Genomic DNA, 14,008 nt, shown 5'->3' with positions numbered 1-14,008 from the left:
ACATAGGCTCCTGGTTGGTATGGGATTCGACCTGCCCAGCGTCCTTCAGGCCCGCAAGGGCGAAGGGGCTGCACTGTGGTCGAAATACCTCAACCCACAGACGCCGCGTGTCCTCCGCTCGATCGGGTTCGACAAGCGATGGGAGAGAGCCGAGGGCTCGTACCTCTACGACGACTCCGGGCAGAGTTACCTCGACTATCTGTCAGGTTTCGGCGTGTTCGGGATCGGCCGTTCGAACCCCGAGGTGCGGAAGGCCATACGCGAAACCCTCGACGCCGAGTTGGCCGACATGGTCCAGATGGACACCCCTTTGCTGGCGGGACTCCTCGGCGAAGCGCTCATCGAGCGAGTTCCCACGCTCGATCGTGTGTACTTTTCGAGCAGCGGCACCGAGGCGGTGGAGACCGCCCTCAAGTTCGCCAGGTACTTCACCGGCAAGCCGAGAGTCCTCTACTGCGAGCACGCGTTCCACGGGTTGACGGCCGGGTCGTTGTCCGTCAACGGGGCGCGGGAGTTCCGGGCCGGGTTCGGTCCGCTGCTGCCCGGCACATCGGTGCCCTTCGGTGACCTCGCCGCCTTGAGCTCGGAGCTCCACAAGGGCGGTGTCGCCGCTCTCATCGTCGAGCCCATCCAGGGAAAGACTGTCCGTGTATCTCCCGACGGGTACCTGGCCGAGGCTGCCGAGCTTCTCCACCGCAAGGGCGCGTTGCTCATTTGTGACGAGGTGCAGACCGGTCTCGGGAGGACCGGACGTTTTCTCTGCCATGAGCACGACGGGGTTCATCCGGACATCGTCACCATCGGCAAGACCCTCTCCGGCGGGTTCGTCCCGGTCGCGGCAACCCTCACTACGACTCAGATCTTCGAGCGGGTCTACTCGTCGATGGATCGCGTCCTGGTGCACGGCTCCACCTACGGCGGGAACGCGCTCGCGATGGCCGCTGGCCTGGCCACCCTTTCAGTCATAGACGACGAGGGGCTGATCGCCAACGCAGCGAGCGTAGGTGGCCGCCTGCAATCTGAGCTGAAGGCCGCCGCGGAACGCTACGAACTGGTCGTCGACGTTCGCGGGCGCGGCTTGATGATCGGCATCGAGTTCGGCAGACCGAATTCGCGCAGGCTACGCAACCGATACACGCCTCTGACCTTCGCCCGCCGGGGGCTGTTCACCCAGATGGTCGTGTGCTCCCTCTTCGAACAGCACAACATCCTCACGCAGACCGCCGGCGATCACGTCGACGTGCTCAAGCTGCTGCCGCCCCTGGTAACAACCGCCGACGAGGCCTCACAGTTCGTTCGGGCATTCTGCTCGGTGATGGAATCGATACACAGGAGCACCCGGCCCATCTGGCACTTCGGGTGGGGCCTGACAACCAGAGCGGTGAAGCAATAACTCAGACTTCGAGGCCGAGAGCCTGCACCGCGGCTACGAACTGCGCGGGAGCGAGATGCGCCTCGCGGGCCGGCGGAACCCGGGAACGGACCGGATCCGACACGAACGACACAACCGCCCTTGCGATCGACTCCGGCGTGGCCATGCACGCGGTAGCACCCCCGAGTTCCAGCTCGTGCATAAGGTTCTCGCGGCCGTGCCCTGGGACGACGTCGAGCAGGACGATCCCACGACCGATGGTGCGCGCCTCCCTGCACGTGTCGCCGGAGCTGGTCACCACCACGTCGCATGCAGACATCAAGGTGGGGACCTCATCGGTGTACCCGAAAGGGATCACCATCGGGTTCCGGTCGGCGAGCTGGCGGAGGCGCCGTTCCAGACTCTGGTTGGTGCCCGCGACAGCCAGAACCCAGACTCCCTGGGAGGCGAGAGCCTCGGCGGCGCCGTCCAAGGGACCGAGTCCCCAGGCACCCGACATCAACAGGGCGCAGCGCCCGTGCTCGTCGATCTCGAGCTTCTGCCTGGCCTCGCGCTTGGTGGGGGCGACGTAGAAGCCTGGACGCACGGGAGCCGTGATCACCTCGACCTTTGCTTCGGGCCAGTAGCGACGCACCGACTCCCCTGCCGCGGGAGACGTCACCAGAAAAAGGTCGGTCGATTCGTGAACCCACATCCGGTGCGCGAACGAGTCCGTCATTGCGACGATCGAACGAAAATCCGCCCCGCTCGACCTCAATCTCGAAGCCGCGCCTGCGCCGGTGGCGAACACCGGCACGATCAGCTGCGGATCGAATTCGTCGATGACCTTGCGAAGGTGAGGAACAATGCGGTTCAGGGCGGCCCGGTCCATGAACCGACCGATCCTCCCATCGTCTCGTAACTGCGAGAAGTGGAATGCGTCGTAGATCGCGTTCACCGACAGCAGCCTGCGAAAGACAAAATCGCCGACGGAGCTCAACCCGCCTCCCAGGAGCAGCATCGCGTCTACCGTCCTGCATTCAACCCCGCGCTCGACCAGAGCGGAGGCGCACGCTTCGGCGAGCACGTCGTGACCCTTGCCGAGCGACCCTGACACGAAAAGGGCCCGCTTCAGCTTCATCCGAGCATCTTTCCGAGCGTGCCCGTGATCCCTTCGATCACCTGATCGACCTCCGAATCGGCCATGTCGGAGTGGATGGGAAGGCAGACGTGGCGAGCGCAGAGCTCCTCGGCAACAGGCAGGCCCTCCTCGACAAACGGCTCGAAAATCGGCTCGAGGTGCAACGGTGTCGCATAAACCTCGCCGCTCATGCCAACCGCGAATTCGTCCTTCATCGTCGCCTTGAACGTGCTCCGATCGATCCCGCCGTCGAGGACGGCTACGTACTTGTAGTAGTTGCTCCCACCGCTCTCGTCGCCGAGAACGGAAATCCCATCGATCTTGGCGAGGGCGGCGTCGTAGCTTGCCGCCACCTCACGGCGCCGGTCGATGTGCTCCCTCATCCGATCGAGCTGAACCAACGCGACGGCGGCTTGCAGCTCGCTCATCCTCCACGCCGAGCCGAGGCGAATATGGCCACCTCCGAGGAAGCTCGCCTTCCCCTGATCGCGGTACACCCTCGCTTCGTCGGCCAACGACCGCTCGCAGGTCAGGATCATGCCGCCCTCGGCGCTGGCTACAACCTTGGTCGGATAGAAGGAAAAGGTCGCTGCTTTCGACCACGACCCGGCGAACCTTCCGTCGAGCGTCGACCCATGAGCGTGTGCAGCATCCTCGAACAGGATGACACCCCGTTGCGCGCAGAGCTCGCGGATCGGCTCTATCTCGGGGCTGATCGACCCTCCGATGTGGACGTGGATCACCGCCGAAACCGACGGGCGAAGAGCACGTGCCACTGTTTCAGCCGACAGCGCCAAGGTGGACGGGTCGACGTCCGCGAATCGCGGCCGCCCGCCGGCGTGGACCACAGCTGCGGCGGTGGCGTAGAACGTGTTGGCGGGGACGATCACCTCGCCTGATTCGACGCCGCACGCGCGCAGCGCGATCTCTATTGCGCTGGTCCCCGAGTTGGTGCCGACCGCGTGAGGGGACTGGTGAGCTCGCCCGAAGGACGTCTCGAGCTCTGAGGTGAGAGGACCGATGGTCAGCGTGCCGCTCATCAGTGCGCCGTCGATCATCTCGAGTATCCGCTCCCGGTCCTCCTTGTCGAATACGACGCGGGCGGGGGGGACGAAAGGCGGGCTCAACTGGCCGAGACGGGCTCGGCCGCCTCCGTCACGCTGGTATGGCTGAGCGAAACCAGCCCGGCCCCCATCAACGCGATGGAACCCAGAACGAACGGTGCGCGGATCCCCCCAACGTGGACGGCTTCACCGAACAAGGCCACACCGATTGCGGAGCTGACCAGAGGTTCGGTCACGGTTATCAGCGGTATGGCGATCTTAGGTTGTCCCGTCTGGTATGCGGTCTGGGTGAGAAGCATCGCGGCGATGCCGGCGACGCACAGAGAGTAGGGCACCCAGGTGGTAAAGGCCGAGCCAAGACCATGGTCGGTGGCGCTCGCGAACGCCTTGGTGAAGACCGCCATGAACGCGTCGCCCAGCCCGGCCGCGAGCCCCAAAGCGGCGGCCCTCCGCCGGCCGGAACTCTTCAAACCGGCCCAGATCAGGAAGGTCAGGCATGCAGCCATCGACGCTCCGGCCATGACCCACTGATCCGCGGGCGCCGTGCCCGAGCTGTGCTTGCTCGGCGACGCGACACCGAGGAAGACCGCGAGACCGAACGCGACGGCGACGACGGACAACCAGTCCCGGTGCGTGACCGTCTGGCGGTTCCAGCGCGAGACGAGGCCGACGGTGAAGAGGAGAGACGTGGTGATCAGGGGTTGGACGATCACCAACGAGCCCTTGCGCAATGCGATCACCTGGGTAACGAAGCCGCCGATCTCGGCGACCACGCCCGCGAGCCAAAGCGGGTTGCGGACCACCCGAAGCAGCAAGGCCGGGCGGCCTGCGTATTGATCCGGCACTTCGGATGCAGGCCGCTGCTGGAGAGCGACACCGGTGCCGAAAAGGGCCGACGCGACCAGCGCCAGGACAACCGTCATCTTTTTCTCAGCCTACGGGGTAAGACGACCGTGTCCGCCCTACACTGGTTGATAGTCAACGAAAGTACCGGGGACCCAGCCACGTGTAATGGCCGGAACCCCACCGTTTGTAGTGGCCGGGAATCGGATCTGTGTATTCGCCGGAACCCGGCCTTGTGTAGCTGTCGCCGGAGCCGGCCCTGTGTACCGGCCATGTGAAATTGTGGCCGGGAAACCGGCCCTGTGTATGGCCGGGAAACCGGCCCTGTGTAATGGAGGATAGAGACTGCCCCAAGGCAAGGAAGATGCAATCGTGCTCGAAGGCACGGTGAGCGAGGCGCTGAAGAACGCCATGTTCAAGGTCCAGCTGGCCAACGGACATGAGGTCCTGGCCCATAACTCCGGCAAGATGCGCATGAATCGCATCCGCGTGCTTCCCGGCGACAAGGTCCAGGTCGAAATCAGCCCTTACGACCTGACCAGAGGCCGCATCACCTACCGGTACAAGTAAAGGCTGGCTCAGGCCGAGTCCTCGTCTTCCGCCAGGAGCCCGTTCGCAGCGGCCAACGCGGTAGCTGCACGAACCGCCTCCTCGTAGACCGCAGTCAGGTGCCTTTCGACCAACGAAGGGTCGAGAGGCAGCGGTGGCGCGCCCAGGGAACGCACCACCGCGGCCGGATCGCCGGTCGGGCGAATCTTCACCGGCTCCGACTCGGTTTCGGAGCGGCCCCAGAAACGTTGCTCGGCGAGCCGCCGGCTCGCGGCCGGGCGCCGGCGCTTGCTCAAGCCGCCACCTCCTGGCCGGTCTCATCCGACGGCTCGTCCTCGACTAGCTCGTCCTCCCGCAAGCCCAGAACGCTCCGCAGCTGCTCGGCGTCGAGATCGCCCAGGCTGCTGCGAGCGGGCAGCACCATCCCGGCGACCTTCCGCTTGCCTGCCACGATCTCCTCCACCCTTTCGTCGACCGTGCCCGGGCACACGAAGCGGTGTGACATGACCGTCTTGTCCTGGCCGATCCTCCACGCCCGGTCCCGAGCCTGGTCCTCGACGGCGGGGTTCCACCACCTGTCGTAGAGGACCACGTGGTTCGCTGCAGTCAGGTTCAGACCCGAGCCGCCGGCCTTGATCGACAGCACAAGCGCTCCTGGACCGGTTCCGTTCTGGAACTCCTCGATCAGCGAGTCGCGCACGTTGCGGGCAAGACCGCCGTGGTAGCAGCCGATCTTCCTGCCGGTCCGCTCGCTCAAGTAGGTGGCCATCCGCTCCCCCCACCGGGCGAAGTGGGTGAAAATCAGGATCCTCTCGCCGTTGGCGAAGACCTCGCCGACCAGCTCCTCGAGCCGGGCGAGCTTGCCGGACCTTCCGACCAGGGTGTCGCGGTCGTCGTCCTCCCGAAGGTAGGCGGCGGGGTGATCGCAAATCTGCTTCAAGGCGGTGATGGCCGCAAGGACCTGGCCCTTCCGGGCGTTGGAGTCGGACTCCAGACCGCCGGTCAGCAAGCGGTCGATGACCGCTTGGTACAGGCCGATCTGCTCAGTGGTCATCGGGCAATGCTCGATCTTGTCGACCTTGTCCGGCAGCTCTGCGGCGATCTCGGGCTCGGTCTTCGTGCGGCGGAAGATCAGCAGTCCGTTGAGAGCGCGCAACGCGTTCTCCTCTGAAGCCCTGGCCGGAGCCTGAGCAGGCGTGCTCCCGTTCGTAGAAGCGGTGTTTCTCGACAGGTTTTCTATGAACGCGTTCCGCGGGCCGACCAAACCAGGGTTGGTGAAGTCGAGGATCGCCCACAGGTCACCGAGGCCGTTTTCGACCGGCGTGCCGGTGAGCGCCATCCGCGAATGGGCCTGCAGGCGGCGTAGCTCGCGCGCGGTGTCGCTCTGGTAGTTCTTGATCACCTGTGCCTCGTCGACAACAACCCGGCGCCAGGTGATCTTCGACAGCGCATCTATGTCACGAACCGCGGTGGCGTAGGTGGTGAGCACCACGTCGGAAGTCGAGGCGAGCTTCGCAATCGAGTCGCCCTCAGCGCGCCGCGGGCCGTGATGCATCGTCACCTTCAGCCCTCGCGTGAAGCGCGTGGCCTCCTCGGCCCAGTTGCCGAGGACCGCCGGCGGGCAGATCACGAGCGCAGGCCCGTGTCCGCGATCGACCAGCAGGTGGGCGAGGATGGTCGGGGTCTTGCCGAGGCCCATGTCCATCGCCAGGCACCCTCCCAGACCGGCACGGTCGAGAAAACCGAGCCAGCCGCCGGCCTCCGCCTGGTAGCTCCGCAGCTGCCCGGCGAATCCGTCAGGGGTGTCTATCGGCGCCGGTGGATGGGTCGTGGCGCCGCGCAGGAGGTCGGCAGCCCATCCGCTTCCGTCGACCCGCACGGGACCACCGAGCGCCGAGCCTTCGAGCCCGACGGCCTGGCGCAGCACGGCCGCACCTGTGAGCTGGGTTATCGACGCCCGTTCTGCAAGGGCCGCCGCCGCGGCGATAAGGTCCGCGCGGTCGAGATGGACCCAACGTCCGCGCACCTTGACGAGCGGCTGCGCCTCCCTGGCCAGCGCGACGACGCCGGCCGCGTCCAGCTCGAGATCGTCGAAGAAGACGGACCATTTCACGTTCGCCAGCTGCTGGACCCCGACCTGGGTCTGCCCGTCCACAGCTTCCGCGTAGAGGCGGAGCTGCGGGCTCGGCTTCCTGCTCGAAACCTTGGGCAGCATCACATCGAACCCGGCGCCGACCAATGCCCGGCCGGTCGTGAACATGAGCTCGACCGCCTCGTCGCCGTCGAGGACGACCTGCCCCCGGCGGGTGCTCGGTCGTCGAAGCGCCGGTATGAGCCGCTCGAGTCGGCGAAGTTGTGCTTCGACCTGCTGCGACTTGGTTCCGGAAGCCACCACGAGCGCGTGCTCGACCGGCATCGGGTGCTTGTCGATACCGGTCGCCTCCACCGAGAGCAGCCACCCACCGTCACTCTCGGGTGGGTCCAATCGAACGGTCAGGCCGACCCGGTGGTTGGCAGTGACCGGCGACGCCCACCTCTTGAGGTCCTCCCCGACCTTGGCGGCCGGCTCTGCGTCCGCGGTGAACGGCCTTCCGTCCAGGCCGTAGAGGACGGCTTCCGCGGTCTCGGTCCGGGTCCGCGCGTGTGGCGCCGCGGCGGGAGCCACCAGCCTCGCCGCACCGGCCCGGCATACCGCGTCGACGACTCCGGCGAGGACCGAGCGGCACACCGAATCAGGCTGCGCCGAGGCCTGAACGGCAGCGACCGATCCCGGCATCCGCGTAACCAGATCGTGCAGGCGATCCCGGGCGACTAGGGCCGGCACCCAGCGAACGCGGTGGCGCGACCCGCCCTTCTTCGGCTCGGAGGAACTGGCCGAGGTCCCCCTGACGACCGGGACCATTCGACCCTGGGCGACCAGCTCCGTCCCCCAAACGGCGATCTCGCCCAGCCACCTGAGGCTCGGCCCGACGGTGAGCTCGGCCTCACTGACCCCGACCTCGGCTGCGCCGACCTGGCCGGCACCTATCCCTACCAGCCAGCCCAAAGTCTGAGACAGGGGCGCCGACTTGGCCTCGGCCTGTCCGGCCGGCGTGTTCACCGAACTGTGGCGCTCCCATCCGATAACTGACGCATCCGCCCTGGCCAGCAGCTCCTCGAGGTCCTCGACCGATCCGGCGGTACCAGGAGCACCCGCCCAGACAACGACTCGCCCCTCGCCCCACGATGCTTGCAGAACGGCGGGCTCGGCCGGGGTCGGTTCCTGCGCGGACTGGTCTGCGGAGACGCCTTCGTGCCTGCCGGAATCGGAGGCGCCACGCTGCCCGCTCGAATGGGGATCGCCGGCGCCGTTCAGAGACGGGGGGTCGATCGAATCGCCTGAGACGCGCCCCAATGCCTCGGCAAGCCGCTGCCGTTCATCGGCGAGGTCGGCGAGCACCTGGTCGCGCTCCTCCCCCACCAGCCGGTGGGCACCGACCAGCAGGTCGTCTGTCTCATGAATAAGTCGTCGTAGCGCAGCAGCCCAGCCAAGGGGATTCTCGGCAAGTTCAGCGACCTCGGCGCGAGACGCCCAGCCACCAGCCTCGGCGGCCGCCGCTGCTTCCAACGCGATCCGATCCAGCTCTCTCTCCACTCTCGATGTGACCGCTCCCGCACCCCACCTTCTCCGGTCGGCTTGCGGTGCTGCCACCAAAGGCCCGTACTCCCGGACCTACTTATTCAACCTGCTCGGGCTTCCTTCCATTCCTGGCACTCACCCTGTGACCTGCCAACTACCCCTGCCGCAGCGGTCCACCACCACCGTTACCGCGACGAATGCCCCCGTCAGCGCTCCACTGTAGCGCCTGGGCCGTCCAACCGCCAGCATTGCCTCCGCCACGGGGGGCTCGACGGACGAGCCGCCGCCCAGGTCCTTGCGCAGCGCTTTCGCCTGACGTCCCTGCTCCGCAGGAAAACGATCCGGCCGAGCGTTGCGGTTCGTTCCTCGGACCTAGACGGGATTCTCGCTGCTTCTGCTAGCCGGCAGGCTTGAGCTTTTCGGGGTGGCTCGACTCCACCATGCGCCGCATGCCGTCCCGCCACCGGACCTCTGCGGGGCCGATCAGCTCCTCCATGTAGGTGGTGTCGATGGCGACCGAGGGCAGCGCAGCTGTGGTCTCCTCGAATACCGGTTCCGCTCCGACCAGGCTCCCGAGGTAGCGGCACCACTCCTGGACGCTGACAACATCCTGGCCCGCCCAGTTGACCGTCACCGCCGGCACAGCAGCCGCCCCGAGCAGGAGTGGGATCTGGCGGATGATGTCGTCGCTGTGGATCGGCGAGTAGACGGTCTCCTCGCCCGGAAGCACCTGGATCGGGGCGCCGGCCAGGATGCACTCCAGGTGCATCGACGGCCAGGCGACGGCCTCGCCGTACGGCACGTTCAGGCGCGGGATGATGGTCGGCACCCCGTGAAGCCGGGCGCTCAACCTGGCGACCGCCTCGGCGGCGATCTTGGAGATCGAGTAAGTGGTCAGCAACGAACGATGGTTGTCCCCGAGGGGGTCGTCCTCGCGCATCTTGTGTGCGCCGTTCGGCTGGTATACCCCGGTCGAGCTGCAGTGCAGGAAGGCCTTGACGTCCTTGTAGTGAGCCATCAGCAGCCCCAGGTTCTCGGCATTGGAAGCCAGTGCAGCCGAAAAATCGGGAGCGTGGCTGACCGAAAGGTTGATCACGTAGTCAACGTCGTGCGGCAGCTGGGAAAAGTCGGGGTTCGCCAGGTCAAGCGTGGCAGTCCTGACGCCATGCTCCTCGAGCTCGGATCGCGCTTTCGCGTTACGGAACCGGGCGGCACCCCACACCTCGTTCTTGGCCGCGAGGCTCCTGACAACCGGGCCCGCCACCATCCCGGTAGCCCCCACGACCAGGATCCGTTGTCCTTCTAGTTCTGCCATGGCTGTCTCCTACTGGTCAGGCCTCGCCGGCGGCGATCAGGGCGCCGAGCCGTACAAGGCTGGTGGTCGCGCCGCCGAGGGTCAGCTCGAGCTGCTTGGCGGCAAGGAAATAACGGTGCAGGGGATACGTCCGGTCGACCCCGACGCCGCCATGCAGGTGCTGGGCGGCGTGGACGACCCGCTGCCCGCCGTCCGCCGCCCAGAACTTCGCGATCGCTACCTGCTCGTCGGCCGGCCGGTCTTCGGCGAGCCTCCAAGCTGCCTGTCGCGAGGTCAGCTCGACGGCCTCGGCATCGATGTACGCGTCGGCGGCCCGCTGCCCGACCGCCTGGAAGCTGGCGATGACCCGGCCGAACTGCTGGCGCGAGCGGGCGTACTCGGCGGTGAGCGCCACCGCCGACCTGCAGGTTCCGGCCATGAGCGAGCAAAGGCCGGCGGTGGCCCGCGGGAGCAGCCACGACAGAACTTCGCTGCCTCCGAGGATCCTGTTTTCCGCCACGACGGCCCCGTTGAGGTCGAGGCGGGCTTCGGGGATTCCCGTCGTGGTGTCCAGGCGAGTCACCTCGACACCTTCCGACGACGGGTCGACGACAGCAACGATCGTCTCGCCCTGTTCGGTCGCGGCCGGCACCAGTACCCATCCGGCGATTGTTCCGGCGGGCACGCACATCTTCGTTCCGTGCAGCTCCCACCCAGACGAGGTCCGCTTTGCGACTGTCGTCGGATGCTCCGGGTCGGTTCCGATCTCGACCAACCCGGCAGTGAGCACCAGATCACCGGCGGCCATCGGAGCGAGCAGTTCAGAGCGCAGCTCCGGCGAGCCGAACCTGGCGACGGGAAGCCCACCGAGTACGAGCGACGCCCAAAGAGGGACCGGCGCGGCTGCCCGGCCGGCCTCCTCGAGAAGGACCGCCACCTCGCCGAACCCAAAGCCGCTTCCTCCCTCGTCGGTTCCGACGGCAAGGCCGAGCAGGTTGCCTGCGGCGAGGGCCTTCCAGAGGGTCTGGTCGAATCCGTCATCGCCCGATTCCACCTCCGCCCTTCGGGCATCGGTGAGATGACCGTCGAACAGCTGCCGGGCGGATTCGACTACGGCTGACTGCTCTTCGCTGAATGAGAAGTCCACGAGTCTCTCCTTTGTCCCTGGCCTACCTTGAGGCCCGTGGGAAGCCGAGCCCGAACATTGCGATGAGGTCCCGCTGGATCTCGTTGGTGCCTCCGCCGAACGTGAGGATCAGAAGGCTCCTGTAAGAGCGCTCCAGGTGCCCCCGCACCCCATCAGCGGAGCCGTCCTTGAGGTAGGAGCGCTCGCCGATGACCTCCATGAGGAGGCGGAAGGCCTCGAGGTAGAACTCCGTGCCGAACACCTTGGTCGTCGAGGCGTCGGCGACTGCAAGCTGGCCTTGTGTCGCGGTCCACGCGACCTTCCAGTTGATCAGGCGAAGAAACTCGAGCTTCGCCCTGACCTTGGCCAAGTTGAGCTGGACCCACGGCTGGTCGATGACGCGGCTCCCGTCGGCGAGGCGATTGTTCCTTGCCCAGGTGACAACCTCGTCGAGCGACCTTTCGATGACCCCTGATGAGCAAAGAGTGACGCGCTCATGGTTGAGCTGGTTGGTGATCAGGCCCCAACCCTCGTTCTCGGCGCCGATGCGGCACGTGGCCGGAACCCTTACGTCGTCGAAGTATGTGTGGTTGATGTCGTGCTCACTGAGCAGGCGCATCGGCGTGACGGTGATCCCCGGGGTGTTCATCGGGACCGCGAAGATGGAGATTCCCTTGTGCTTCTTGGCATCAGGGTCGGTGCGGACGGCGAGCCAGATGTAGTCGGCATCGCCAGCCAAGCTGGTGAACACCTTCTGTCCGTTGATCACGTACTCGTCGCCGTCTCGCACCGCGCTCGTCACCAGCCCGGCCAGGTCGGTTCCGGCCCCGGGCTCGGTGTAGCCGATGCAGAAGTGGATCTCCCCTCGAAGGATCTTCGGAACGAAGTGTTGCCTCTGCTCGTCGGTCCCGAAGTTCATGATCGTCGGGCCCACAGTGTTGATGGTCAACATAGGCACGGGCGCACCGGCGCGCATCGACTCGTCGAAGAACACGAACTGCTCGATCGCCGAGCGACCCTGGCCGCCCCATTCCTTCGGCCAGCCGATGCCGAGCCAACCGTCCTCGCCCATCTGGCGGACGACCTTCCGGAGTGCGGGACCGACTCCATGGCTCTCGGCGAGCTCGGCCTCGACTTCAGGCGTCAGCAGCCTCTCGTAATAGGAGCGCAACTCCTTGCGAAGTGCCTCCTGCTCGTCGGTATAGGCGATGTACACGTGCGGACCCTCCCTGCAGGCAGGTTATAAGAACGCGTTCTAGATCGCTAGTGCGCGGGGTACCGCTGAGCGGGACCGTCCCATCGGTCCGGGTTGAAGCCGTAACTGAAATCGGTTCTACTTGACCGCCGTGGAGGCGAACCTGGCCGATCTTTTCGAATTCGCAGCCGACACCTTCGCTGACAGGCAGTACCTCGTAGCAGAGGGGAAGCGGCGCACCTACCGGGAGATGGAGGCACGCGCCAACCGGCTCGCCCACCACCTCGCCGAGCAAGGGGTGAAGGCCGGCGACCACGTCGGCATCTACGCGCTGAACTCGGTCGAATGGGTCGAGTCGCTCTGGGCGATCTTCAAGCTGCGTGCGGTCTGGATCAACATCAACTACCGGTACGTCGCCGACGAGCTGCGGTACATCTTCAACAATGCCGACCTGGTCGGGCTCATCCACGCCCGTGAGTTCGCTCCCCGCGTTGGCGAGGTTGGCGACGTCCTCGGGAACATCCGATTCACCCTGGTCATCGACGACGGGTCGGGGCATCCCGACGGGCGTTCCGACGCCGTCGACTACGAGAAGGCTCTCGCCTCCCAGTCGGAGGAACGCGACTTTGCTCCGAGGTCGCCGTCCGACCGCTACATCCTCTACACCGGCGGGACGACCGGCATGCCGAAGGGCGTGGTCTGGCGCCACGAGGACGTCTTCTATGCGCTCGGCGGAGGCATCGACGCTCTCACCAACGAGAGAGTCGCCGACCCGGGAGACCTAACCCGCAACGGAGCGGCCGTGGATCCGCTTACCTTCCTTCCGATAGCCCCGCTGATGCACGGAGCGACGCAGTGGGGCGTGATGGGTCAGAGCTTCCGCGGCAACAAGATCGTCCTGGTTTCCCGCTTCGACCCCAAGCAGGTCTGGGAGCTGGTCGGGCAGGAGCGGGTGAACTCGCTGTTCATCACCGGTGACGCCATGGCGCGGCCACTCGTCGATGCGCTCGACGAGGCGGGAGCTTCTTACGACACGTCGTCGCTCGTGTCGCTCAGCTCCACCGCGGCAGTGTTCTCGCCGTCGGTGAAGGAGGACTTCTTCCGCCATTTTCCGAACATCATCATGACCGACTCGATCGGTAGCTCCGAGGGGGGCGCCAACGGGGTTTCCTACGTTTCGAGCGGTGCGACCGAGATGAAGGGCGGCCCGACTGTCAAGGGACTCCTCGACACCGTCGTCCTCGACGACAGCGGCCAGATCGTCCCGCCCGGCTCCGGCGTCATCGGTCGTGTCGCCCGGAGAGGCAACATCCCCCTCGAGTACTACAAGGACCCGGTGAAGACCGCGGAGACCTTCATTACCGTGGACGGGGTCCGTTATGCGGTCCCCGGCGACTTCGCGTCAGTCGAAGCTGACGGCTCGATCACCCTGCTCGGGCGCGGTTCGGTTTCGATCAACTCCGGTGGCGAGAAGATCTTCCCCGAGGAGGTCGAGTCGGCGCTCAAGTCGCACCCGGCCGTCTTCGACGCAACCGTGGTCGGAACACCCGATGAGAGGTGGGGACAGCGGGTCACGGCCGTGGTGCAGTTCCGCGACGGCACCCAGGCGACCCTCGACGAGCTGCAGGAGCACTGCCGTTCGAAGATCGCCGGCTACAAGGTCCCCCGCGAGCTCCACGTCGTGGGCTCCATCCAGCGTTCCCCCAGCGGCAAGCCCGACTACCAGTGGGCGAAGAACGTCGCCCTCACCGCCTCGGACTCCTAAGCGCCGGCGAGTATCCGAGCCCCCTCTGGGCGTAGCTTCGGCGTTTGGGGGTGGAAAATGT

11 protein-coding genes are annotated in these 14,008 nt (G+C 66.1%); 3 read left to right on the top strand and 8 right to left on the bottom strand.

Annotated features, from left to right (window positions below):
• The first annotated feature begins 19 nt into the window (after positions 1–19).
• A complete protein-coding gene (locus VFZ97_12140) occupies positions 20–1,393 on the top strand; it encodes an aspartate aminotransferase family protein (protein HEX6394186.1) in 1,374 nt (457 codons plus the stop codon).
• Between the two features lies 1 nt (position 1,394).
• On the opposite strand, the gene VFZ97_12135 is transcribed toward VFZ97_12140, so the two are convergent.
• The 3 genes from VFZ97_12135 to VFZ97_12125 are packed head-to-tail and all read right to left on the bottom strand — an operon-like array spanning position 1,395 to position 4,479.
• Complete coding sequence (locus tag VFZ97_12135; GenBank protein HEX6394185.1) at positions 1,395–2,492, bottom strand: hypothetical protein; 1,098 nt, start codon at positions 2,490–2,492, stop codon at positions 1,395–1,397.
• Positions 2,489–3,619, bottom strand: a complete 1,131-nt coding sequence (locus VFZ97_12130) for a DegT/DnrJ/EryC1/StrS family aminotransferase (protein HEX6394184.1) — start codon at positions 3,617–3,619, stop codon at positions 2,489–2,491. Before VFZ97_12130 ends, VFZ97_12135 begins: the two co-directional genes overlap by 4 nt.
• Positions 3,616–4,479, bottom strand: coding sequence for a DMT family transporter (locus VFZ97_12125; GenBank protein ID HEX6394183.1), 864 nt, complete (start codon positions 4,477–4,479; stop codon positions 3,616–3,618). The genes VFZ97_12130 and VFZ97_12125 overlap by 4 nt, the downstream gene beginning before the upstream one ends.
• A gap of 265 nt (positions 4,480–4,744) precedes the next feature.
• Here VFZ97_12125 and infA point away from each other — a divergent pair, with 265 nt between their 5' ends.
• Positions 4,745–4,969 carry a translation initiation factor IF-1 gene (gene infA, locus VFZ97_12120; GenBank protein ID HEX6394182.1) on the top strand — a complete coding sequence of 75 codons (225 nt, stop codon included), beginning with the start codon at positions 4,745–4,747 and terminating at the stop codon, positions 4,967–4,969.
• A gap of 8 nt (positions 4,970–4,977) precedes the next feature.
• Here the strand turns inward: infA and VFZ97_12115 are convergent, their stop codons facing one another.
• The 5 genes from VFZ97_12115 to VFZ97_12095 form a co-directional block, all read right to left on the bottom strand.
• Positions 4,978–5,244: a hypothetical protein gene (locus tag VFZ97_12115; GenBank protein HEX6394181.1), complete on the bottom strand. Its 267-nt coding sequence runs from the start codon at positions 5,242–5,244 to the stop codon at positions 4,978–4,980.
• Complete coding sequence (locus tag VFZ97_12110; GenBank protein ID HEX6394180.1) at positions 5,241–8,639, bottom strand: SNF2-related protein; 3,399 nt, start codon at positions 8,637–8,639, stop codon at positions 5,241–5,243. The genes VFZ97_12115 and VFZ97_12110 overlap by 4 nt, the downstream gene beginning before the upstream one ends.
• Before the next feature lie 325 nt (positions 8,640–8,964).
• Positions 8,965–9,882: an NAD-dependent epimerase/dehydratase family protein gene (locus VFZ97_12105; protein ID HEX6394179.1), complete on the bottom strand. Its 918-nt coding sequence runs from the start codon at positions 9,880–9,882 to the stop codon at positions 8,965–8,967.
• Between the two features lie 16 nt (positions 9,883–9,898).
• The gene (locus tag VFZ97_12100) at positions 9,899–11,008 is read right to left on the bottom strand and encodes an acyl-CoA dehydrogenase family protein (protein HEX6394178.1); all 1,110 of its coding nucleotides are present in this window, start codon (positions 11,006–11,008) and stop codon (positions 9,899–9,901) included.
• A 22-nt stretch (positions 11,009–11,030) separates the two neighbouring features.
• Complete coding sequence (locus tag VFZ97_12095; protein HEX6394177.1) at positions 11,031–12,203, bottom strand: acyl-CoA dehydrogenase family protein; 1,173 nt, start codon at positions 12,201–12,203, stop codon at positions 11,031–11,033.
• A gap of 130 nt (positions 12,204–12,333) precedes the next feature.
• Between VFZ97_12095 and VFZ97_12090 the strand changes: the two genes are divergently transcribed.
• Positions 12,334–13,947 carry an acyl-CoA synthetase gene (locus VFZ97_12090; GenBank protein ID HEX6394176.1) on the top strand — a complete coding sequence of 538 codons (1,614 nt, stop codon included), beginning with the start codon at positions 12,334–12,336 and terminating at the stop codon, positions 13,945–13,947.
• Positions 13,948–14,008 lie beyond the last annotated feature (61 nt).

The sequence above is a fragment of the Acidimicrobiales bacterium genome (genome assembly GCA_036378675.1).
Taxonomy (GTDB): domain Bacteria; phylum Actinomycetota; class Acidimicrobiia; order Acidimicrobiales; family Palsa-688; genus DASUWA01.
This window is presented reverse-complemented; position numbering and strand designations above follow the sequence as displayed.